Raw genomic sequence first — 22,115 nt, 5'->3', positions numbered from 1 at the left:
GGTCGTTCCGTTTCCGCCTCTCCGGTGGCAGGGCATCATGTCCGGAGATCCGGGGGGTGATGCGTGTGGCCGGTCGGCGGCCGTCACGGCAGGAAGTCAATCGGCGGCGCGGGCGTGCGGGGTTCGTGGGGCGCCGGGGTGAGCTGGCCGCCTTCCGGGAGACGTTCGCCCGCGATCCCGAAGAGGCCGACTTCCCTTTTCTCTTCCATGTGCGCGGCAACGGCGGTGTGGGGAAGTCGACCCTGGTGCGCCAGTGGGAGGCCGCGGCGCGGGAGCAGACCTCTGTGGTCACGGCGTACGTGGACGACGAGGTGCACGACGTGCTCGAGGCGATGGAAGCGGTCAGCGCGCGGCTCGGGCGGCAAGGCCACCCTCTGAAGAGGTTCGACAAGCAGCTGACCACCTACCGTCAGCGCAGGCACCAGGCGGAGAGTGCGGCCCCCGTACCGCAGCCCGCCCCGGGTGAGCCGGGAGTGGTGGCAGCCGGACCGTCGCCGTCGAGCATGGTGGTGGCCCAGGCGGGGCTGGCCGGGCTGGGAGCGCTGGTGCCCGGGGCCGGGATCTTCACCGGTGCCGTCGATCCGCAGCAGGTGGCGCTGGGTGCGGACCGGGTGCGGGCGATGCTGAACACGCGCCTGCGCAGCCATGACGATGTGCAGCTGGTGATGAACCCGCTCGTGGGCCTCGCCCCCGTCTTCCTCGACGACCTGGCCGAGGTCGCGGAGCGGTGCGAGCGGGTGGTGCTGTTCTTCGACGTGTACGAGAGGACGGGGCCGGTCCTCGACAGTTGGCTGCGGAGCATCGCCTTCGGGGAGGAGTACGGCAGCCTGCCCGTCAATGTGCAGATCGTGCTGGCCGGGCAACTGCGCCTGGACACCCGGGTCTGGGGCGACTGGCTCAGCCAGGTCACCGAGGTGTGCCTGGAGGTCTTCTCCGAGGAGGAGGCTCGCACGCTGCTCTCCACCCACGGGGTCACCGACGAACCCAGCGTCGAACTGGTGCTGCGCCTGTCGGGCCGGCTGCCGCTGCTGGTCGACATGCTGGCCCGGAGCGATCCGGGAGGGGGCGCGGGCTTGGCCGATCCCTCCGAGACCGCGGTCGAGAGGTTCCTGAAGTGGGAGCCGGACCAGGTGCGGCGCGAGGCCGCGCTGGCCTGTGCGCTTCCTCTGCAGATCGACGAGGACATCTACCGCGCGGTCGTCCCCGAGTCCGCGGCGGAGAGCTATTCGTGGCTGCGCGGCCTGGCCTTCGTCTCTCCCCAGGGGGGCCGCTGCCGCTATCACGACGTCGTACGCGCCGCGATGCTGCGCCTGCAGCGGACCCGGTCGCCCGCTCGGTGGCAGCAGGCGCACACCCGCCTGGCCGACCTGTGCCGGCAGTGGCGGCTCGCGGTGGAGGCGGACATCGGCACCGACCCCGAGGACCACTGGAGGGACGCCACCTGGCGGGAGCACCGGCTGAACGAGACGTATCACCGGCTGTGCGCGAATCCTCGTACCGCACTGCCCGACGCGCTCCGCCAGAGTGCCCACGCCGTTGAACTCGATGTCGCCACGCTGCGCCGTTGGGCACAGATCCTCGGCCGCGCGGGACTCGACACCGACGCGGTGGCCCTCAGCTCCTGGGGCCATCGCATCGAAGCCGCGGCCGAACAGGAGAGGCCGGGTGCGGCCGCGCTGACTCTGCTGCTGAGCGCGCCCGAACTCGATGCGGCCGGCAGGGCGTTGGCGTACACCGTCCGTGCCGCGGAACACCGGCACGTAGGTGACACGGGGAGCGCGCTGGCGGACTGCGAGGCTGCCGTCGCCCTCACGCCGGACGCGGCCCGCCCCCACGCGGGGCTCGGGGAGACCTACCGGGTCCTGGGCCGTCATGAGGAAGCGGTCGCCTCCTGCACCCGTGCGGTGGAGATCGACCCGCAGTATGTCCTGGCCTTCGGTACCCGCGGTGACGCCTATCGGAATCTGGGGCGCCATGACGAGGCCTTCGCCGATTTCGACCGGGCCGTCGAGATCGATCCGCAGTACGCGTGGGCATACGGCAGCCGGGCTCAGGTGTACGAGGCTCTGGGGCGGCAGGAGGAGGCCCTCGCCGATTTCGACCGGGCCATCGGGATCGATCCACGCTACGAGTGGGCTCTCGGGAGCCGGGCGGAGCTGTTCGAGCGGATGGGCCGGCACGAGGAGGCCCTGGCCGACTACGACCTGGCCGTCGAGATCGATCCGCAGTACGCCTGGGCCTACGCCAGCCGGGCTCAGACGTACGAGTCCCTGGGGCGGCAGGAGGAGGCCCTCGCCGACTACGACCGCGCCATCGGGATCGCCCCGCTCTATGAGTGGGCCCTCGGGAGCCGGGCGCAGCTGTTCGAGCGGATGGGCCGGCACGAGGAAGCTGTCGCCGACTACGACCGGGCGGTTGAGATCGACCCGCAGTACGCGTGGGCCTACGGCAGCCGGGCGCGGGTGAACGAGGCCATGGGCCGGCGGGAGGAGGCCATTGCCGACTACACCCGGGCGATCGACATCGTGCCCGACTACGCCTGGGCCATCGCCGGCCGCGCCAATGTCCATGCCGCGCTGGGCCGTCACGAGGAGGCCCTGAGCGGTTTCGACCGGGCTGTCAGCACCGATCCGCAGTACGCGTGGGCCTACGGCAGCCGGGCTCAGGTGTACGAGTCCCTGGGCCGGCGGGAGGAGGCCATTGCCGACTACACCCGGGCCCTCGACATCCGCCCCGGGTACGCCTGGGCCGCCGGCAGCCGTGGTGAGTTGTACGAACGCCTCGGCCGCTACGAAGCCGCGGTCGCCGATCTCACCCGGGCCATCGAGATCAATCCGACCTCGGACTGGACCTTGTGCACCCGTGCCCGGACGTATCTGCGCCTGGGCAGGCACGACGAGGCCGTCGCCGACTGCGCCCGGGCCGTGGAGGTCGATCCGGAGGACGGCTGGAATCAGATGCTGTACGCCCTCGCGCTGCGGGCGGCGGATGACGGCCAGGAGGCGGAGGCGCGTTTCGCGCGTGCCGCGAGCATCTTCACCGCTGTCGATGAGGGAGACGACAGGGCTGTGGACGCCCACCAGGGCCTGCTCGTCCTCTCCTGCGCCCTGCTCGAAGGCGACAGCGCCGCCGCCCGGTGCGAAGCGCTGGTCGGGCTCGGGCCGGGGGCGAGCCAGGTCGGGGAGACCATCGAGGACCTCTCGTTCCTCCGCGAGGTCGTTCCCGGGGCGGGACCGGGCGTCGAGTCGGTCGTGCGGCGGCTGCGGGAGACGCTCTAGCCCTGCTGTTCCGGCGCCCCGAGGTGCTCATGCGCGTCGGTGCGGGCCCGGTCCCGGGAGCGCCGGGCGGCGCCCGACCAGCCGCAGGTGCAGCGTGCCAGACAGAACGAGCCCCGTTCGACGGTCGTGGTGCTGTGTGCCGGAGCGGGGTCGTGGACGGGGGAGTCCGAGGGGTCCTGATACACGCGTCCACGGTACCGGGGGCCCCGTACGGCGGTCACGGAGTGGGCCGATCGGCTGCCGGAAGGGGCCCCGTGGCGTGACGAGGCGCCCCGGCCGTCGTTAGGCGAGACGGGCGGGAACTCGGTCAGGTGTACGTCGTTGGGGGTTGGCAGGCGATGGTGGTGCGGCAGCACAGGTGCGGAGGCGGGGCACTGGCTGTGTGCGCCCTGGCCGTCGCCGGCGTGATGACGGTGGGCAGCGGATGCTCCGGTACGGGCGGCGACGGCGGTGACGGGGCCGGTGAGCGCGCTGTCGCCCGGGACGGCCCGGCCGGCACCCCCGTTGCCGTGGTCCGGCGGGCAGCCGAGGAGCTGGCCCTCGCGGGCAGCGCCGAGACGCGTACTTCGATGGAGACCGCGGCCGGCGGGACCCGGGTGACGATCAGGGGCAAGGGGGCGTACGACTTCCGGAAACAGCTCGGCCGGATCAAGGTCGTCCTGCCGAAGGACGCCGCCGGGTCCGACGAGCACCGGCCGATCACGGAACTGCTGGCACCCGGTGCGCTCTACATGAAGAACCGTGGTGCCGGGGTGCCCGACGACAAATGGGTGCGGATCGACACGACGACCCTGGAGGACGGCAATCTGGTCACCGGCGGTGTGACCGATCCGACGGCCGCCGCCGAGCTGCTGCGCGGCGCGGACGAGGTGACGTACGTCGGACGGACGGAGCTGGCCGGAGTCGCGGTCCGGCACTACCGGGGGATCGCGGACATCGGGCGGGCGGCGCGGGCCGCCTCGCCGTCCTCGCGCGGGGCGCTCACCGCCGCGGCGAAAGGGTTCAGCACGGATTCGGTGCCCTTCGACGTCTATCTGGACGACGAGGGCCTGCTGCGGAAGGTGCGCCACCGCTTCACCTTCGCGACCGAGGGGCCGGCGGTGGCGGTGGTGTCGACGATGCTGCTCTACGGCTTCGGGGCGCCGGTCTCCGTGGATCTTCCCCCCGAGGCGGACATCTACACGGGTCGGGTCCAGCAGGGTCGGAGTGGCCCGGAAACGCCGTAGGGAGGGGGCCGAAATGGTCCGTCCGTGCCATGCGCGGTGTGTGCCCCGCTCCCTACGCTAGGGAGTCGGTGCGCCAGGAGTCGGCGACAGCAGAGAGAGGTGACGCAGGTGGTGACGCTCAGCGCTCCGAACGCTCAGGACTGTGTGGCCCTCGCCGAGATCGAACTGTGCGGCGAGCTCATGATCGCGGCAGCGGACGCGCTCGAGGACCGGCTCAGTCCCGACCGTATCGACGAGGTGCTCAACGTCGGGGCTGACTGCGCGGAGCCGGCGCCGACGATCCCCCGGCAGGTCCGCCACCGGGGATGATCCGTCCCTGCACAGGGCGCTTTCATGTACGCAGGAGGCGGGCGATCGCCTTGGTGGCCTCCTCGACCTTCGCGTCGATCTCCTCGCCGCCCTTGAGTGCGGCGTCCGCGACGCAGTGGCGCAAATGCTCCTCCAGCAGCTGGAGCGCGAAGGACTGCAGGGCCTTCGTGGAGGCCGAGACCTGGGTGAGTATGTCGATGCAGTAGACGTCCTCGTCCACCATCCGCTGGAGGCCGCGGATCTGGCCCTCGATGCGGCGCAGGCGCTTGAGGTGCTCCTCCTTCTGGTGGTGGTACCCGTGGATTCCGCGGTCGTGGTCGGTGACGACCGCTTCCGTACCGGCTGCGTCGGTGGCCTCGGTGGTGGTCATGGGGTCCTCCCGTTGTCCTCTTGGCCTGCGGTGAGCGTGCCGTTCTGTGCCGTCTGTATACCCCTGCCGGGTATATCGTAACGAATCCAGCCGAAACGTGACCGGGGGGCCGTGCTGATCACTGTGCCCGATGCGCGACACTGAAGAACGCCGGTTAGCCGTGGCCGGATGATGCGCCTAGCATCAGCCTGACCGAATCCAAAGCACCCCGAGGACCCCACGTGCGCTTTCGTCTGACCCCCAGGGAGACGAGCTTCTACGACATGTTTTCCGCATCCGCGGACAACATCGTCACGGGCTCGAAACTCCTCATGGAACTGCTCGGGGCGGATTCTGCCTCCCGAGTCGAGATCGCGGAGCGTATGCGGGCAGCGGAGCACGCGGGGGACGATGCCACCCACGCGATCTTCCACCAGCTGAACTCCTCCTTCATCACGCCGTTCGACCGCGAGGACATCTACAACCTCGCCTCGTCGCTCGACGACATCATGGACTTCATGGAGGAGGCCGTCGACCTGGTCGTGCTGTACCAGGTCGAGGAGCTCCCGAAGGGTGTCGAGCAGCAGATCGAGGTCCTGGCCAGAGCGGCGGAGCTGACCGCCGAGGCCATGCCGAGCCTGCGGACGATGGACAACCTCACCGAGTACTGGATCGAGGTCAACCGCCTGGAGAACCAGGCCGACCAGATCCACCGCAAGCTGCTCGCCCAGCTCTTCAACGGCAAGTACGACGCCATGGAAGTGCTGAAGCTCAAGCAGATCGTGGATGTGCTGGAAGAGGCGGCTGACGCGTTCGAGCACGTCGCCAATACGGTGGAGACCATCGCGGTCAAGGAGTCCTGAACCTCGTGGACACCTTTGCGCTGATCGTGACCATCGGTGTCGCGCTCGGCTTCACGTATACGAACGGCTTCCACGACTCGGCGAACGCCATCGCCACCTCGGTCTCCACTCGGGCGCTGACCCCGCGTGCGGCTCTGGCGATGGCCGCTGTGATGAACCTCGCAGGCGCCTTCCTGGGCCAGGGGGTCGCCAAGACCGTCAGCGAAGGCCTGATCGCCACGCCCGAAGGCCAGAAGGGGATGGGCATCCTCTTCGCGGCGTTGGTCGGCGCGATCATATGGAACCTGGTCACCTGGTACTACGGCCTGCCGTCGTCGTCCTCGCACGCCCTGTTCGGCGGCATGGTCGGCGCGGCGCTGGCCGGCGGGACGATGGTGCACTGGGACGGGGTGCTCGAGAAGGTCGTCATCCCTATGTTCCTGTCTCCGGTCATCGGCCTGGTCGTCGGCTATCTGGTGATGGTCGCGATCATGTGGATATTCAGGAAGTCCAACCCTCACAAGGCCAAGCGCGGCTTCCGCATCGCCCAGACGGTCTCGGCGGCGGGCATGGCGCTCGGACACGGTCTGCAGGACGCCCAGAAGACGATGGGCATCGTGGTGATGGCCCTGGTCATCGCCGACGTCGAGGGCCCGAACGACGAGATCCCGGTCTGGGTGAAGATCGCCTGCGCGGCGATGCTGTCCCTCGGGACGTACGCGGGCGGCTGGCGCATCATGCGGACGCTCGGCCGCAAGATCATCGAGCTGGACCCGCCGCAGGGCTTCGCCGCCGAGACGACCGGCGCGTCGATCATGTTCGGCTCGGCGTTCCTGTTCCACGCACCGATCTCCACGACTCATGTGATCACCTCGGCGATCATGGGTGTCGGCGCGACGAAGCGCGTGAACGCGGTCCGCTGGGGCGTGGCCAAGAACATCATCATGGGGTGGTTCATCACGATGCCGGCCGCGGCACTGGTGGCCGCGCTCAGCTATGGGATCGTCGTGCTGCTCTTCGGCTGACGCTGCCCGGGGCTCGTATCCACGGTTCCCCGTGGACGGCCTGATCGCGGGAATGGGTCCGCCCCTGCTCTCTTGTGGAGAGCGGGGGCGGGCCCTTTGCCTTGTGGTGGCACCGCCATGCAGCACCCCAAGGCCGTCTGTGGTTATCCGAAGCGGCCCGAGATGTAGTCCTCGGTCGCCTGCACCGACGGGTTGGAGAAGATCCGCTCCGTCTCGTCGATCTCGATCAGCCGGCCGGGCTTGCCCACCGCTGAGAGATTGAAGAAGGCCGTACGGTCCGAGACTCGTGCCGCCTGCTGCATGTTGTGCGTCACGATGACGATCGTGAAGCGCTCCTTCAGCTCGCCGATCAGGTCCTCGATGGCGAGGGTCGAGATCGGGTCGAGCGCCGAGCACGGCTCGTCCATCAGCAGCACTTCCGGCTCGACCGCGATCGCGCGGGCGATGCACAGGCGCTGCTGCTGGCCGCCGGAGAGGCCGGAGCCCGGCTTGTTCAGGCGGTCCTTGACCTCGTTCCAGAGGTTGGCGCCCCTGAGGGACTTCTCGACGATGTCCGACAGCTGGTTCTTGCGGTACGAGCCGTTCAGCCGCAGGCCGGCCGCGACGTTGTCGAAGATCGACATGGTCGGGAAGGGGTTCGGGCGCTGGAAGACCATGCCGACCGTGCGGCGCACCGTGACGGGGTCGACGCCGGAGCCGTACAGATTCTCGTCGTCCAGCAGCACCTTGCCCTCGACGCGGCCACCGGGGGTGACCTCGTGCATGCGGTTCAGGGTGCGCAGGAAGGTGGACTTGCCGCAGCCGGACGGGCCGATGAAGGCGGTCACGGAGCGGGGCTCCACCGTCATCGAGATGTCCTCGATGGCCTTGTGGGAGCCGTAGTAGGCGGTGAGGCCGCCGATGTCGATGCGCTTGGCCATGTGAATCACTGCTTCTTTCGGGTCGCCGATGGCCGCGTCAGCGACCGGTCTTGGGGGCCTTCCAGCGGGCGATGCCGCGGGCCACCAGATTGAGGATCATGACGAAGGCGATCAGCACCAGGGCGGCGGCCCAGGCTCGGTCGTAGGACGCGACCTCGCCGATCTTGTACTGCTCGTAGATGTAGAACGGCAGCGAGGACTGGGCGCCTTCGAAGGGGTTGGTGTTGATCAGCTGGCTGCCGAAGACCAGCAGCATGATCGGAGCCGTCTCTCCGGCGATACGGGCGATGGCGAGCATGACGCCCGTCGTGATGCCGCCGATCGCGGTCGGGAGGACCACCTTCAGGATGGTGCGCCACTTCGGGATGCCGAGGGCCAGGGAGGCCTCGCGGAGCTCGTTGGGGACGAGCTTGAGCATCTCCTCGGTGGAGCGGACCACGACCGGGATCATCAGGATGGTCAGGGCCAGCGCGCCCATCAGGCCGGAGTAGTCCAGCTTCGCCATCAGCATGATCGACAGGATGAAGAGGCCGGCCACGATGGACGGGATGCCCGTCATGACGTCGACGAAGAAGGTGACGGCCTTGGCGAGCGCGCCCTTGCCGTACTCCACCAGGTAGACCGCGGTCAGCAGACCCAGGGGGGCGGAGATCACCGTGGCGATCCCGACCTGCTCCAGGGTGCCGATCAGTGCGTGGTAGACGCCGCCGGTGTGCTCGGCGCCGAGGACGCCGGCCATGGAGTGGGTGAGGAAGTAGCCGTCGAGGCGCTCCGCACCGCGGCTGACGGTCGTCCACAGCAGCGAGGCGAGCGGGACGACGGCGACGAGGAAGCACACCCAGACGATGCTGGTGGCGAGGCGGTCCTTGGCCTGGCGCTGGTTCTCGATCACGGTCGTCGCCACGTACGAGATGACCAGGAAGAACAGGGCGGAGATCAGGCCCCACTGGACGCGGCTGTGCCAGCCGGCCGCCAGGGAGATCCCCACGCCGAGCGCGATCGCCACGACGGCGAAGCCGAGCGGGGCCCAGCGGGGGAGGCTGCGGCTGCTGAGGCCGGACTTCCGGGGTTCCGGCGAGATCCGCGGACGGTTGTCCTGGATGTCGGTGGTGGTGGCGTTGCTCATGCGTTGGCCCCCGAGTACTCCTTGCGGCGGGCGATGATGAGCCGGGCCGCGCCGTTGACCAGCAGGGTGAGGACGAAGAGGACGAGGCCCGAGGCGATCAGGGCGTCACGCCCGACGAACTGGTCGGCCTCGCCGAACTTGGCGGCGATGTTCTGCGCGAAGGTGCCCCCGCCAGGGTTGAGCACGTGCAGCGAGATCAGGAAGCTTGGGGAGAGGACCGTGGCGACGGCCATCGTCTCGCCCAGCGCCCGGCCCAGGCCCAGCATCGATGCCGAGATGACGCCGGAGCGGCCGAAGGGGAGCACCGAGAGGCGGATGACCTCCCAGCGGGTGGCGCCGAGGGCGAGCGCCGCTTCCTCGTTCATCTTCGGGACCTGGAGGAAGACCTCGCGGCTGACGCTGGTCACGATCGGCAGGATCATGATCGCGAGCAGGATGCCGACGGTGAAGAGCGAGCGGGGGATTCCGATCTCGGTCTGATCGAAGATGTACGTCCAGCCGAAGAACTGGTCGAGCCAGAGGTTCAGGCCCTCCAGATACGGGACGAGGACGAGAGCGCCCCAGATGCCGTAGATGATGCTGGGCACCGCGGCGAGCAGGTCGATCACGTAGGCGAGGGGGGCGGCCAGCTTGCGCGGCGCGTAGTGCGAGATGAAGAGGGCGATGCCGACAGCGATCGGAACCGCGATGACCATCGCGATGATCGAGCTGACGACCGTGCCGAAGAGCAGGACCGCGATGCCGAAGACCGGCGGGTCACCGGCCGGGTTCCAGTCGAGGGTGGTGAGGAAGTTGCCCTCGTTCTGCGATATCGCGAGATAGGCGCGGTAGCTGAGGAACACGGCGATCGACGCCATGACCACGAGCAGCAGAATGCCCGAGCCGCGTGAGAGGCCCAGGAAGATCTTGTCGCCTGCGCGCCCGGTGGACATGGGGCGGCCGCGTGTTTCCGGCGGAGCCGGTGGGATGTCGAGCGGTGTGGTGGAAGCCATGGTCTTTCCGGTCTGTGTGGGGGAGCGGCTGGCTCCCCTGGCGGCGGTGCACCGGATGGGTCGGGCGGTGGGGGCCGGTCCGGAGGGGTGCGCCGGACCGGCCCGCCTGTGCGTGCGTGTCGTGCGTGGGACTACTTCAGGCCGGCGACCGTCTCGCGGACCTTGGCGTTGATCGCCTCGGGGATCGGGGCGTAGCCGGCGTCGGTCAGGACCTTCTGGCCGTCCGCGGAGGCGGTGTAGTTCAGGAAGGACTTGACCGTGGGGAGGGTCTCGGCCTTGTTGCCGGTGTCGCAGACGACCTCGTACGTCACCAGGACCAGCGGGTACGCGCCCTCGGCCTTGGTGGTGTAGTCGAGGTCGAGCGCCAGGTCCTTGCCGGTGCCCTTGACCTTGGCGGCGGCGATGGCCTTGGAGGCGTTCTCCGAGGTGGCCTTGACCGGGGTCGCACCGCCCGTGTTGATGTCGACGGTGGTGATCTCCTGCGACTTGGCGTACGACAGCTCGAAGTAGCCGATGGAGCCGTCGACGGCCTTCACCTGGGTGGCGACACCGGAGGATCCGGACGCGGCCTGGCCACCGGGGGCGGGCCACTTCTTCTCGGCCTCGTACTTCCAGTCGCTCGGGGCCGCGGCGTTCAGGTACTTGCCGAGGTTCTGCGTGGTGCCGGAGTCCTCGGAGCGGTGGAAGGGCTGGATCGCCTTGTCCGGCAGCTTGACGCCGTCGTTGAGCTTGGCGATCGCCGGGTCGTTCCACTTCTTGATCTTGGTGTCGAAGATCTTGGCGAGGGTGGAGGCGTCCAGCGTGAGGCTGTCGACGCCCTCCAGGTGGAAGCCGACCGCGATGGGGCCGCCGACCATGGGCAGGTTGATCCCCTGGCCGGTCTTGCAGATCTTCTTCGACTCGGTGACCTCTTCGGGCTTCAGGGCGGAGTCCGAGCCGGCGAAGCCGACGGTGCCCTGGTTGAACGCGACGATGCCCTCGCCCGAGGAGGAGGAGCTGTAGTTGACCTCCACGCCGGAGCAGGCGGCCATGTAGTTCTTGACCCAGAGGTCCATCGCGTTCTTCTGGGCGCTGGACCCGGAAGCGCGCAGCTGGCCCTCGGCGCCGTCGCACTTGATGTTCGACGCGGCGGCGCTGGTCTTGCCGCCGCCGTCCGCGTCGGTGCCGGTGTTGTCGTCCGAACCGCACGCCGTGAGGACCAGGGCGCCGGAGACGGCGAGGGCACCGAGCGCGGTGGCACGAAGCCGGTTCTTGCGCTGAAGCTTCACTTTCGGGGTGTTCCTTCCAGGAGCCGCCGCGGCTGGTGGGGCGAGGCGGCGTGCGATGAGGAATGGTGCGTGGCTTGGTGCCGTGCACCTGGTACGTCCGAAATTAGGCAGAACAGGTGAAGCGCCCTACGGGGCAGAGTGAACGGCAGGTGAACCGTGTCGGGCGGGCTGGTTCCGCTGGTAACGCGGCGTGGCGAGCCGGACCGCAGGTGTGTCACGGGGCGCCGGAGGGGGCTGACGTGGCTGTGCGGCGGTCTTCGGGCGCGGCGGGCCTGAGGCCCGCCGCCTGCGCCCCCGGTGTGGCGGGCCCGGTTCGGCGCGCCTCGTCCTCAGTCGCCGGTCGGGCTTGAATCCGCCGGTCCGGCGCGCAGGAAGGCGTCCAGTTGGACGCGGTCGCCGGGGCGGGTCAGACGGGCGCGGGCGGACTCGGGGGGCAGCCATGCCAGCCGGTCGACCTCGTCGTTGGGCACGAAGGTGCCATCCGCCGCCTCCGCCGCCCAGTAGCTGACCTCCTTGGGGCGGCCGTTCGCCGTGTACCGGGCGGTCGGCAGGGCGACGTCCGGCACGCAGCGATGGCCCGTCTCCTCCAGGACCTCGCGCAGGGCGGCCTCCAGAGCCGTCTCGCCGCGCTTCAGCTTGCCTTTCGGATACGACCAGTCGTCGTAGCGCGGCCTGTGGACCAGGCAGATCTCCGGGCCGCCGTCCGGGGAACGGCGCCAGAGCACACAGCCCGCCGCCAGGACGAGGCCGCTCATGGCACGGTCACCGCCGCCGCGTACGGCCAGGTCTCCCGGAACGCCGCGCGCGCCGCCTCCACCTCGTGCCGCTGGTCGGCGTGGAGCACCCCCAGGGCGTACGCCGTCGCCGGGGCGATGCGCGGGGTGCGCGCCGCCGCCGCCGCGGCAGCGGCGGCCTCTGCCGCGTCCCGGTGCAGGTCCAGCGCGTGCCCCGGCCCGGCCAGGGCCGGATCGGGGGCGCCCCGCAGCATCTCGTGTGCGTACCGGTGCAGCCGCAGCAGCCGGCGGGCCTGGTGCCAGAGGGCGTCGTGGGCCTCGTTGTACGGCTCCACAGCCTCGTCGGGCGGGAGCGCGGCCACCGCGTCCAGCATCCGCTGCTCGGCCAGCTCGGCCGGGGCGTGCAGCACCACGGCCGCGGGTTCCGCGGCCGAGGGCGACAGGGGGACCTCCGAGGCGAGCAGCGCGACCGCGTCGGCGACGGCGTGGAAGCGGGAGGAGCCCAGCGCCTGGAGCGCCGCCGAGTGGGCGCGGGTCCGGGCCAGGGTCAGCCTGCGTTCCAGGAGGGCTCCGGCCCGGGCCGCGCCGACGCCGAGCGCCGCCCGCTCCTTGTCGGTCTCGGCCGGGAAGTCCCCCGAAGGGGGCCGGGCCGCCGGGAGCGAGGCGCCGGAGAGCTGGTGCAGGGCCTCCAGGAGCCGGCCGAGCCGGGTGGCGTACGCGTGTTCGCGGGCCAGGGTGCCGGAGAGCCAGGCCAGTTCCGCCAGGAGCTGGTCGGCCCAGGCCGGTTCGAGTGCTCCCCGGAAGGTGTGCAGCGTGCCGCTGATCCGGCGTGCCGCGTGGCGCAGGGCGCGGGCGGCGTCGTCGGCGCTCTGCGTGCCGGCGTCCGCGGGGGCGCTGTGCTCGCGGTGCAGCCGCAGGCCCCGCAGGAAACAGGCGGCCTGTTCGCGCAGGTAGGGCGCGAGGACCGTTTCCGCGGAGAGGGTCGTCGTCTGGTGGTCAGGGCGTCGCACGCCGGCGCCTCCGGGCGTCAATGAGCATCTCTTGTACGTGCCGCAGCGGCTGCCCGTCCGTGTCCGTGGCGTGCCGGGTCCAGTTTCCGTCGGGGCCCAGGTGCCAGGAGGAGGTGGTGTCGGACATGCCTGTTTCCAGGAGCCTGCTGAGGGCGGCGCGATGCGCGGGGTCGGTGACGCGGACCAGTGCTTCGATCCGGCGGTCGAGGTTTCGGTGCATCATGTCGGCGCTGCCGAACCACACTTCGGGCTCGCCGCCGTTGCCGAAGGCGAAGACCCGGGAGTGTTCGAGGAAGCGGCCCAGTATCGAGCGGACCCGGACGTTCTCGGAGAGGCCGTTGACGCCGGGGCGGATCGCGCAGATGCCGCGCACCCAGATGTCGACCGGCACCCCGGCCTGTCCCGCCCGGTAGCAGGCATCGATGACCGCTTCGTCGACCATCGAGTTGACCTTGATGCGCACGTAGGCGGTGCGGCCCGCGCGCTGGTGGGTGATCTCCTTGTTGATGCGGGCGATCAGTCCGTCGCGCAGGGATTTCGGGGCGACCAGCAGCCGGCGGTAGGTCTCGCGGCGGGAGTAGCCGGAGAGCCGGTTGAAGAGGTCGGAGAGGTCCGCCCCGACCTGCGGGTCGGCGGTCAGCAGGCCGAGGTCCTCGTAGAGCCGCGCCGTCTTGGGGTGGTAGTTGCCGGTGCCGACGTGGGAGTAGCGGCGCAGCGTGTCGCCCTCCTGGCGGACGACGAGCGACAGCTTGCAGTGGGTCTTGAGGCCGACGAGGCCGTAGACGACGTGGCAGCCGGACTCCTCCAGCTTGCGGGCCCACTTGATGTTGGCCTGTTCGTCGAAGCGCGCCTTGATCTCGACGAGGACGAGGACCTGCTTGCCGGATTCGGCCGCGTCGATCAGGGCGTCCACTATCGGGGAGTCGCCCGAGGTCCGGTACAGGGTCTGCTTGATCGCGAGGACGTCCGGATCTCCCGCCGCCTGTTCCAGGAAGGCCTGGACGGAGGTGGAGAAGGAGTCGTACGGGTGGTGCAGCAGCACATCGCGTTCGCGCAGGGCGGCGAATATGTCGGGCGCCGAGGCGGACTCGACCTCGGCGAGATCGCGGTGGGTGCCGGCGATGAACTTGGGGTACTTCAGCTCGGGCCGGTCCAGCGACGCGATGCCGAACAGGCCGGTGAGGTCGAGCGGTCCCGGCAGCGGGTAGAGCTCGGTCTCGGAGATCTTCAGCTCGCGTACGAGGAGGTCCAGGACGTACGGGTCGATGGACTCCTCGACCTCCAGTCGGACCGGCGGGCCGAATCGGCGCCGCATGAGCTCCTTCTCCAGGGCCTGGAGCAGATTCTCGGCGTCGTCCTCCTCGACCTCGAGGTCCTCGTTCCTGGTGACCCGGAACATGTGGTGGGCGAGGACCTCCATGCCCGGGAAGAGCTCTTCGAGGTGGGCCGCGATGATGTCCTCTATCGGGACGTAACGCTGCGGGGACGCCTCCAGGAAGCGGGTGAGCAGCGGCGGCACCTTGACGCGGGCGAAGTGGCGGTGGCCGCTGACGGGATTGCGTACGACGACGGCGAGGTTCAGCGAGAGCCCGGAGATGTACGGGAACGGGTGCGCCGGGTCGACGGCCAGCGGGGTCAGCACGGGGAAGACCCGCTGCCGGAAGAAGGTGAAGAGGCGGGCCTGCTCCTTCTCGGTCAGCTCGGGCCAGCGGACCAGCTGGATTCCCTCGTCGGACAGGGCGGGCGCGATGTCCTGTTGGTAGCAGGCGGCGTGGCGGGCCATGAGCTCGCGGGATCGGGTCCAGATCAGGTCGAGGACCTCGCGGGGCTGCAGTCCGGACGCGGACCGGGTGGCGACACCGGTCGCGATGCGGCGCTTGAGACCGGCGACCCGGACCATGAAGAACTCGTCCAGGTTCGAGGCGAAGATCGCGAGGAAGTTAGCCCGTTCGAGTAGTGGTGTGGCGGGGTCCTCGGCGAGTTCCAGAACGCGTTCGTTGAACGCGAGCCAACTGCGCTCCCGGTCCAGGAACCTGCCCTGCGGCAGCTCGTCGCCGTCCGTCTCGGGCTCGTACGCGTCGACGTCGTTGTCCAGATCGGGGTCCAGGTCGGCGGCTGTGGACAGGCCTGCGGGCACGGAGCCCGCGACGGCGTGCGGCCGGTGGGAGGCGAGGGAGCCGACCGACGGCTGGACGGGCTGGACCGGGACCTCGGAGCTGGGCTGCTGGCTCATGGACCTATTCTTCCGCGCGTTCGGCTCCTCAGGCGCGTCGGAGCCCATAAAGATCGCGGAAGAAGCGGAAGTCGGTCCCGGGCCGGGGCCGCTCCCGTTGCGGGGGGTGGGCACAGCTGGCTGCATCCCGTGAGGGTCGCAAGCCCGTCTGAATGGCCGGTAACGGTGACATGACGTACAGGAAGCGTTGTGACTGCGGTGCCGTCCCCGTTTTCCCCGTCCTCACCGTAGGTGAACCCCCTGCCCGGACTCCCCCCGGGGCCCGGACAGGGGTGGCTCTCAGGCGGTGCGACGGCGCAGCACCCGGAAGGCGAGCGCCAGGGCCATGGCGGCCAGGGCGAGCAGGATGCCGGTCTCGACGAGCTGGATGGGCCAGAAGTGAGAGGCGGGGTGGTAGTCGAGGTAGTGGCTGGTGATGTCGTTGTCGGTCATGCACCGGAGCCGGTCCGCCGCGTCCGCGGACTGCGAGCACACGTCCTGCGACAGCCGTTCTCCGCCGCTGGTGAGGTGTCCCGTTTCCACCCACCAGATGCCCTCTTCGGCGTTCAGGGTCGCGCCGGTGAGTGTGCGCGGGGGCCACAGCTCTCCGCGCCAGTAGGTGAAGACAGTGACGGCCGTGCCGGTGACGAGCGCGGAGACGGTCAGTGCGGGGAGGGTGCGGCGTACCAACAGGCCGGTGAGTGCTCCGACGGCCATCCCGAAAACGGTGTGGGCGAGGGGAAGGACTCCCGAAGCGCTGAAGACATGTGCCTCATGCCACTGGACGGGGTAAGGCGTGTCCGCATAGGACCGCGCCCAGGCGAGTACGGCCGTCAGCACGGACACACCGGCCAGCAGCAGCGCGGCGGGCACGGCGAGCTTGGCGGCGAGCCAGCGGGCGGGCGAGATGGACTGCGTCCAGGAGACCTGGAAGGTGCCGCTCTCCAGTTCCCTGGCGATCATCGGTCCCGCGACGAACACACTGATGAGCAGCGGCAGGGCCCTCAGCGCCAAGGCGGCGTAGTCGAACACCTGGCCGAGAGTGTAAATGGTGTCCATGTAGTCGCGAACGGGTTGGTGGCAGCTGCGGCCCGGATCTCCCTCGGCCGAGCAGGGGCCGGACTCGAAGGCGTCGACGACGTGGGCCGACCACAGGGCGGCCGCGATCAGGGTGATCACACAGGCCAGGGCGAGCCCGCCCGCGATCCACAGCGTCCACCGGTGCTGCCGTACGACGACGCGGGAGGGGCCGCGCAGGGAAGGCCGTGGAGGGGTGAGGGTGCTCATATCGCGGCCACCTCCTCGTGGGTGTGCGCGCTCGGGGTGAGGAGCGGCGGGGCCTCAGGTGAGCGGAGGTGTGCCAGCAGCAGCTCTTCCAGGGACGGCTCCGTGACGTCCCAGGCGGTGTCGTCCACCGGTCCTTGGCGCCGTACCAGCGCGGTGAGCTGCCGCCCCGTCGTGCGCGACTCGACGACGGTGTGCGGGGCCAGGTCGCGGGCCTGTCCGGTGAGCACGGCGTGCGCGGCGACGATGTCGTCGCTCTCACCGCCCAGGCGCACCCGGCCGCCGTCGAGGAACAGGAGGTAGTCGCAGGATCCCTCCAGCTCGGTGAGGATGTGCGACGACATCACGATGGTCGTCCCGTGCTCGGCCGCCTCGGCCATCAGGACGCCCATCAGCTGGAGACGGGCGAGCGGGTCGAGGTCGGCCATCGGCTCGTCGAGCAGCATCAGTTCGGGCCGCTTGCCGAGGGCGAGGGCCAGGGCGAGCCGGGTGCGCTGACCGCCGGAGAGCGTCCGGACCTTCGCGTCCTGGGGGAGCGGGCCGGCGATCCGGTCGGCGGCCGTGCGGTCCCAGGTGGCGGGGTTGAGCTCGGCCCCCGCCCACAGGGTGTCGGCCACGGTGAGCTGTGGGTACAGCGGCTTGTCCTGCGAGACGTACGCGATACGGGGGCGGGCCTCTGCGGGGGTGGAGCCGAGCACCCGCACCGACCCCTCGGCGGGCCGGAGCAGGCCGGCCGTGAGGGAGAGCAGGGTGGACTTCCCGGCGCCGTTGGGTCCGACGAGAGCGCATATCCGTCCGGCGGGCAGCCGGAACGAGCAGTCGCGCAGCGCCCACCCGCGCTTTCGCCCATAGGCCATACCGAGGCCGATCGCCTCGATCGCGGCACCTGTCATGAGTGCTGGTCCCCCTTGAATGTGCTGTCCAGTACGTCGGTGAAGAGCGCGCTCACGTCGTCCTTGTCCAGGCCTGCGGCGCGGGCCCTGCGGGTCCACTCGGACAGCTCGGCACGCAGGGGCGGGTCGGTGGTGACCGCCGCGCTGCCGAGGGTCCGGCGGACGAAGGTGCCGAGGCCGCGGCGGGCCTCGACGAGCCCTTCGCGTTCCAGTTCGCGGTAGGCCTTGAGCACGGTGTTCGGATTGATCGCCGTGGCTTCGACGACCTCGCGGGCCGTGGGCAGCCGGTCGCCCGGCTCCAGCACACCGAGGCGGAGCGCCTGCTTGGTCTGCTGCACGATCTGGAGGTAGGTGGCGACGCCGCTGCGCCGGTCGATGCGGAATTCGACCGCTGCGGACTCTGCCATGTTCACCACCCTTTCACTAATTGAGTAGTGAAAGGGTGCCGGAAAGGAGGGGCGGCGTCAAGTGACGCCGCCCCTGGGTGCGTTGACCTCGGCTCAGGAGCCGGGCTCAGGCCGTCGTCAGGACTCCGTGCGGTACATCAGGTCGACCTCGTGCGTGGCGAAGCCCATCCGCTCGTACACCGACAGGGCCGCCGGGTTGTCGGCGTCCACATAGAGCATGGCCGTCGGCAGACCCCTGGAGGCCAGGTACCGCAGTCCGATCGCGGTGAGCGCCTTGCCGAGGCCGCCGCCCTGGGCGTCGGGCCGGATGCCGACGACGTAGACCTCGCCGAGCTCCTCCTCGGCGTGCACCTTCGTCCAGTGGAAGCCGATGATCTCGCCGTCGCGCTCGGCCAGGAAGAAGCCCTTCGGGTCGAACCAGGGCTCGGCCTTGCGGTCGTCCAGGTCCCGCTGGGTGAGGGACCCCTGCTCCGGGTGGTGGGCGAACGCGGCGCTGTTGACGGTGAGCCAGGCCGTGTCGTCCTGTCCCGGCACGAAGGTGCGGACGGTGACGCCCGGCGGAAGCGTCGGCTCGGCGATGTCGAGGGAGTCCAGCGGGCGGCGGAGCTGGCGCAGTTCGCGGAAGAGGGAGAGTCCGAGCACCTGCGCGAGGTGCCGGGCGGCCGACTTGCCGCCGTGCGCCCAGACCCGCAGCCGCTTCCCCGTCGCGGCGAGGAGCGCCGCACCCAGGGCCCGCCCGTGCCCACGGCCACGGTGGGCGGGCGCCACGACCAGCTCGGCGGCGGGCGCCTCGACGGGGTCGGTGTCCTCCAGCTGTGCGTACCCGGCCAGAACGCCGTCGACGGTGAGCAGGAAATGACGGACGCTCTCCCGGTGCCCGCCCCTCAGCTGCAGCCGCCCCTGCTCGGAGACGGCCTGCCGGCCATCGGTCCCGGCGGCCTCGCCGAGGAGGGCGAGGACGGCGTCGGCCTGCTCGGGGGTGAGCGCGTCGAGGGTCTCGATCTCGCGCCCGGGGGAGGGGAGGGGTGCGTCAGTCGTCATGGGTACGAGCGTACGGGGCGGGGGTGCGGCGCCGGGGGCGGCAAGCTGTTGTGGGTCCGTTCGTGCGCCGTCCGCCCTCGTCAGCCGGAGGCCGCCTCGCGGTGCAGGACTTCATGAGCGATACGGGAGAGGTCGTCCGAGCTGGGCATCAGCTCACGTACCCCTGGGGGAAGACCGGCGTACGTGCTGACCGCGAGGGGCTGGTTCTGCGACTGGAGTGCGAATTCGACGATCGTCTCGTCCTTGCTCTCCGCGATGAGGATGCCGAGTGTCCGGTCATCCCGCTCCGGGTCGCGAAGGAGGCGTTCCACAGCGCCGACGTAGAAGCCGAGCTGCCCGAGGTGCGAGGGCTGGGCCTCCGTGGTCTTCAGCTCGACCACCACGAACCGGTGGAGCTTGAAGTGGTAGAAGAGCAGGTCGATGCGGAACTCCTTGGTACCCACGGTGATGGGGTACTGGCGCCCCACGAAGGCGAAGCCGAATCCGAGCTCGGTGAGGAAGCGGACGATCCTGGTCACGAGGGCGTCCTCGAGTTCGCGCTCCGCGGCGGTGTCCGACAGCTGGGTGAAGTCCAGCCGGTACGGATCCTTGAACACCTGCTCGGCCGCATCGGACGCGTGAGGGAGCGTGACGTCGAAGTTGTTCGCGGCGGCGCCCTGGGCGAGGTGGAGCCCGCCGCGGATGTGCGTGGCCAGACGGTCGCGGGACCAGCCGTGATGCACGGCGTGCTGGGCGTAGAAGTCCCGCTCGAAGGGGGTCTTGCACCGGCTCATGAGGGTGACGACGTGCCCCCACGGCAATTGGCCAACAGCTTGTTGGCCAATTGGGCCGGGCCACGTTCGGGCCATCTGCTGCATGTACTTGAGGTTGCTGCGACTGAACCCCCGCTGGTTCGGGAATTCGGTCTGCAGCTCAGTGGCGATGCGCTCGACGACCTTCGTTCCCCACTGCTCACCGCCCTGCCGCTCCAGGATCGTCCGCCCGATCTCCCAGTACATCAGGAGCATCTCGGTGTTCACCTTGAGCTGTGCGCGCACATGCGCGCCCCGCACGATCGACTTGAGATCATCGATCATCTCGTAGAAGCCTCGCGGCAGTTCGGCCCTCTGTTGGGCCGGTACCACTGCCTGGGGGGTGAGTTCACTGTCCACGAAGACATAATTCCGGTGCATATGCATGCTGTGACGTTTCTGCGCGCATATGTAAGCCCTACGGGTGATCGACCCCTTTCTGAGCGTGCGGCAACCAGTTCGTAACCCCGAACATCTGTCGCGCTACGCGCGTTGACTCTAGGCTGCGGCAGGCGTGTCATCACCACTCACCACCTTCCGCTGGACTCACAAGGGGACCGATGTCAGCGACTCCACAGAAGAACCGCGCGTCCCGGCGGGTGCTCGCCGCCACGGCCGGGCTGGCCACCGTAGGCGCGCTCGTCGCCGCGATGCCGGCCGGCGCCCATGACAGGGGCCACGGCCACCACCGGACCGGCACCGTCGACGTGCAGCTGCTCTCCTTCAACGACCTGCACGGCAATCTGGAGCCGCCCGCCGGTTCCGCCGGAACGGTCAGTGAGACGCAGGCCGACGGCACGGTGAAGTCGGTCCCGGCCGGTGGCGTCGAGTACCTCGCCACCTCGCTGCGCACCGCGCGCGAGGGGCACCCGTACTCCGTCACCGCGGCCGGCGGGGACATGGTGGGCGCGAGCCCGCTGCTGTCGGGGCTCTTCCACGACGAGCCCACGATCGAGGCGCTCAACGGGCTCGACCTCGACGTGACGGCCGTGGGCAACCACGAGTTCGACGAGGGGGCCACGGAGCTCGCACGTCTGCAGAACGGCGGCTGCCACCCGGTCGAGGGCTGCTACGAGAAGGGCAAGAAGTTCAAGGGCGCGGACTTCCCCTACCTCGCGGCCAATGTGACGACCGAGAAGACCGGCAAGCCGGTCCTCAAGCCGTACACGGTCTGGAAGAAGAACGGCGTCAAGATCGGCTTCATCGGGGTGACCCTGGAGGGCACGCCGAACATCGTCACGGCCAACGGTGTCAAGGGCCTGAAGTTCCACGACGAGATCGAGACGGTCAACAAGTACGCGAAGGAACTGGACCGCCAGGGCGTCAAGTCCATCGTCGCGCTGATCCACGAGGGCGGGGCCCCGGCCTCCTCCTCGTACAACTACGACTGCGACAGCCCGGGTGCCGGTGACGGCATCTCCGGGCCGATCGTCGACATCGCCAAGGGCATCACGCCGAAGGTCGATGCCCTGGTCACGGGCCACACCCACCAGGCGTACGTGTGCACGGTCCCGGACCCGTCCGGCAAGCCGCGCATGGTCACCTCGGCGTCGTCGTTCGGCAAGCTCTACACCGACACGACCCTCACCTACGACCGTCGCACCAAGGACATCGTGCGTACGTCGGTGAAGTCGGTGACCTCGGAGAACCACATCGTCCGCCGGGACCAGGCCAAGGCCACCGACATGACGGCGCTGATCGCCCGCTGGAACACGCTCGCCGCCCCCATCGCAGGCCGGCCGCAGGGCTACATCTCCGCAGACATCAACGGCCGTGGCTCCACGGCCCCCGAGAAGCCGCTCGGCAATCTGATCGCCGACGCCCAGCTGGAGGGCCTGGCCCCCGCGGACAAGGGCGCCGCGGTCGTCGCGTTCATGAACCCGGGCGGTATCCGCTCCGACCTGGTGTACACGGCGTCCGGCAGTGAGGGCGACGGGGTGGTGACGTACGGCGAGTCGTTCACGGTCCAGCCGTTCACCAACATGATGAACGTCGTCGACCTCACCGGCGCGCAGCTGGTCGCCGCGTTGCAGCAGCAGGTCAGCGGCTCCAACGAGGCGTCCCCGAAGATCCTTCAGGTATCGAAGGGCCTCACCTACACGCTGGACATGACGAAGTCGGGTGCCGGCCGGGTGGTCGCGGACACGATCCGTCTGAACGGAGAGGCGATCGACCCGGCGAAGACGTACCGCGTCGCGATGAACGAGTTCCTCGCGGGCGGCGGCGACGGCTTCGCGGCTCTCGGCCAGGGCACGAACAAGCTGGTCGGCGCGTCCGACCTGGACCTGTTCAACGCCTACCTGGCTGCGCACTCCACGGCTTCCGCACCGCTGGCCCCTCCGGCCACGGACCGGATCACGATCGTGCAGTAGCCGTCAGGCGAGGGCAGGCGGGGCGGTGGGCCGAGA

20 protein-coding genes are annotated in these 22,115 nt (G+C 69.8%); 6 read left to right on the top strand and 14 right to left on the bottom strand.

What is annotated here, in order from left to right; genetic code table 11:
* The first annotated feature begins 125 nt into the window (after window positions 1-125).
* Window positions 126-3,278, top strand: a complete 3,153-nt coding sequence (locus tag ACFWFI_RS13415) for a tetratricopeptide repeat protein (protein ID WP_387388777.1) — start codon at window positions 126-128, stop codon at window positions 3,276-3,278.
* Here ACFWFI_RS13415 and ACFWFI_RS13410 read toward each other — a convergent pair.
* Window positions 3,275-3,463, bottom strand: coding sequence for a hypothetical protein (locus tag ACFWFI_RS13410; RefSeq protein WP_387388776.1), 189 nt, complete (start codon window positions 3,461-3,463; stop codon window positions 3,275-3,277). The two genes, ACFWFI_RS13415 and ACFWFI_RS13410, sit on opposite strands and share 4 nt — an antisense overlap.
* Before the next feature lie 153 nt (window positions 3,464-3,616).
* Here ACFWFI_RS13410 and ACFWFI_RS13405 point away from each other — a divergent pair, with 153 nt between their 5' ends.
* Complete coding sequence (locus ACFWFI_RS13405) at window positions 3,617-4,504, top strand: SCO4651 family lipoprotein (RefSeq protein ID WP_387388774.1); 888 nt, start codon at window positions 3,617-3,619, stop codon at window positions 4,502-4,504.
* 99 nt (window positions 4,505-4,603) lie between these two features.
* Complete coding sequence (locus ACFWFI_RS13400) at window positions 4,604-4,813, top strand: hypothetical protein (RefSeq protein WP_387388771.1); 210 nt, start codon at window positions 4,604-4,606, stop codon at window positions 4,811-4,813.
* A gap of 22 nt (window positions 4,814-4,835) precedes the next feature.
* On the opposite strand, the gene ACFWFI_RS13395 is transcribed toward ACFWFI_RS13400, so the two are convergent.
* A complete protein-coding gene (locus ACFWFI_RS13395) occupies window positions 4,836-5,183 on the bottom strand; it encodes a metal-sensitive transcriptional regulator (protein WP_387388769.1) in 348 nt (115 codons plus the stop codon).
* Between the two features lie 221 nt (window positions 5,184-5,404).
* Here ACFWFI_RS13395 and ACFWFI_RS13390 point away from each other — a divergent pair, with 221 nt between their 5' ends.
* Together ACFWFI_RS13390 and ACFWFI_RS13385 are read left to right on the top strand one after the other, a co-directional pair.
* The gene (locus ACFWFI_RS13390; protein WP_103516088.1) at window positions 5,405-6,025 is read left to right on the top strand and encodes a DUF47 domain-containing protein; all 621 of its coding nucleotides are present in this window, start codon (window positions 5,405-5,407) and stop codon (window positions 6,023-6,025) included.
* 5 nt (window positions 6,026-6,030) lie between these two features.
* Window positions 6,031-7,029: an inorganic phosphate transporter gene (locus tag ACFWFI_RS13385; RefSeq protein WP_387388765.1), complete on the top strand. Its 999-nt coding sequence runs from the start codon at window positions 6,031-6,033 to the stop codon at window positions 7,027-7,029.
* 143 nt (window positions 7,030-7,172) lie between these two features.
* On the opposite strand, the gene pstB is transcribed toward ACFWFI_RS13385, so the two are convergent.
* The 12 genes from pstB to ACFWFI_RS13325 all read right to left on the bottom strand — a co-directional run bounded on the left by pstB (window position 7,173) and on the right by ACFWFI_RS13325 (window position 20,067).
* Window positions 7,173-7,949 (bottom strand): phosphate ABC transporter ATP-binding protein PstB, encoded by a 777-nt coding sequence (gene pstB / locus ACFWFI_RS13380; RefSeq protein WP_387388763.1) that lies wholly within the window; start codon window positions 7,947-7,949, stop codon window positions 7,173-7,175.
* Between the two features lie 37 nt (window positions 7,950-7,986).
* Window positions 7,987-9,075, bottom strand: a complete 1,089-nt coding sequence (gene pstA / locus ACFWFI_RS13375) for a phosphate ABC transporter permease PstA (protein ID WP_387388761.1) — start codon at window positions 9,073-9,075, stop codon at window positions 7,987-7,989.
* A complete protein-coding gene (gene pstC, locus ACFWFI_RS13370) occupies window positions 9,072-10,067 on the bottom strand; it encodes a phosphate ABC transporter permease subunit PstC (protein ID WP_387388758.1) in 996 nt (331 codons plus the stop codon). Before pstC ends, pstA begins: the two co-directional genes overlap by 4 nt.
* Before the next feature lie 131 nt (window positions 10,068-10,198).
* Window positions 10,199-11,335, bottom strand: coding sequence for a phosphate ABC transporter substrate-binding protein PstS (gene pstS / locus ACFWFI_RS13365; protein ID WP_387388754.1), 1,137 nt, complete (start codon window positions 11,333-11,335; stop codon window positions 10,199-10,201).
* A gap of 329 nt (window positions 11,336-11,664) precedes the next feature.
* A complete protein-coding gene (locus ACFWFI_RS13360) occupies window positions 11,665-12,090 on the bottom strand; it encodes an NUDIX hydrolase (protein WP_387388751.1) in 426 nt (141 codons plus the stop codon).
* Window positions 12,087-13,079 carry a CHAD domain-containing protein gene (locus tag ACFWFI_RS13355; RefSeq protein ID WP_387388749.1) on the bottom strand — a complete coding sequence of 331 codons (993 nt, stop codon included), beginning with the start codon at window positions 13,077-13,079 and terminating at the stop codon, window positions 12,087-12,089. Before ACFWFI_RS13355 ends, ACFWFI_RS13360 begins: the two co-directional genes overlap by 4 nt.
* Window positions 13,066-15,312: an RNA degradosome polyphosphate kinase gene (locus ACFWFI_RS13350; RefSeq protein WP_387388748.1), complete on the bottom strand. Its 2,247-nt coding sequence runs from the start codon at window positions 15,310-15,312 to the stop codon at window positions 13,066-13,068. Before ACFWFI_RS13350 ends, ACFWFI_RS13355 begins: the two co-directional genes overlap by 14 nt.
* A 279-nt stretch (window positions 15,313-15,591) precedes the next feature.
* Complete coding sequence (locus ACFWFI_RS13345; protein ID WP_387388746.1) at window positions 15,592-16,578, bottom strand: hypothetical protein; 987 nt, start codon at window positions 16,576-16,578, stop codon at window positions 15,592-15,594.
* Window positions 16,575-17,468, bottom strand: a complete 894-nt coding sequence (locus tag ACFWFI_RS13340; RefSeq protein ID WP_387388744.1) for an ABC transporter ATP-binding protein — start codon at window positions 17,466-17,468, stop codon at window positions 16,575-16,577. Before ACFWFI_RS13340 ends, ACFWFI_RS13345 begins: the two co-directional genes overlap by 4 nt.
* Window positions 17,465-17,875, bottom strand: coding sequence for a GntR family transcriptional regulator (locus ACFWFI_RS13335; protein WP_387388741.1), 411 nt, complete (start codon window positions 17,873-17,875; stop codon window positions 17,465-17,467). Before ACFWFI_RS13335 ends, ACFWFI_RS13340 begins: the two co-directional genes overlap by 4 nt.
* 117 nt (window positions 17,876-17,992) lie before the next feature.
* Complete coding sequence (mshD, locus tag ACFWFI_RS13330) at window positions 17,993-18,916, bottom strand: mycothiol synthase (RefSeq protein ID WP_387388739.1); 924 nt, start codon at window positions 18,914-18,916, stop codon at window positions 17,993-17,995.
* An 80-nt stretch (window positions 18,917-18,996) separates the two neighbouring features.
* Window positions 18,997-20,067, bottom strand: coding sequence for a PDDEXK nuclease domain-containing protein (locus tag ACFWFI_RS13325; RefSeq protein WP_387388737.1), 1,071 nt, complete (start codon window positions 20,065-20,067; stop codon window positions 18,997-18,999).
* A gap of 200 nt (window positions 20,068-20,267) precedes the next feature.
* Between ACFWFI_RS13325 and ACFWFI_RS13320 the strand changes: the two genes are divergently transcribed.
* The gene (locus ACFWFI_RS13320) at window positions 20,268-22,079 is read left to right on the top strand and encodes a bifunctional metallophosphatase/5'-nucleotidase (protein WP_387388735.1); all 1,812 of its coding nucleotides are present in this window, start codon (window positions 20,268-20,270) and stop codon (window positions 22,077-22,079) included.
* Window positions 22,080-22,115 lie beyond the last annotated feature (36 nt).

This window comes from Streptomyces sp. NPDC060209, from assembly GCF_042728155.1.
Taxonomy (GTDB): Bacteria; Actinomycetota; Actinomycetes; order Streptomycetales; family Streptomycetaceae; genus Streptomyces.
Note: the sequence above shows the minus strand (reverse complement) of the source record. Positions and strands in the feature narration are given on the sequence as shown.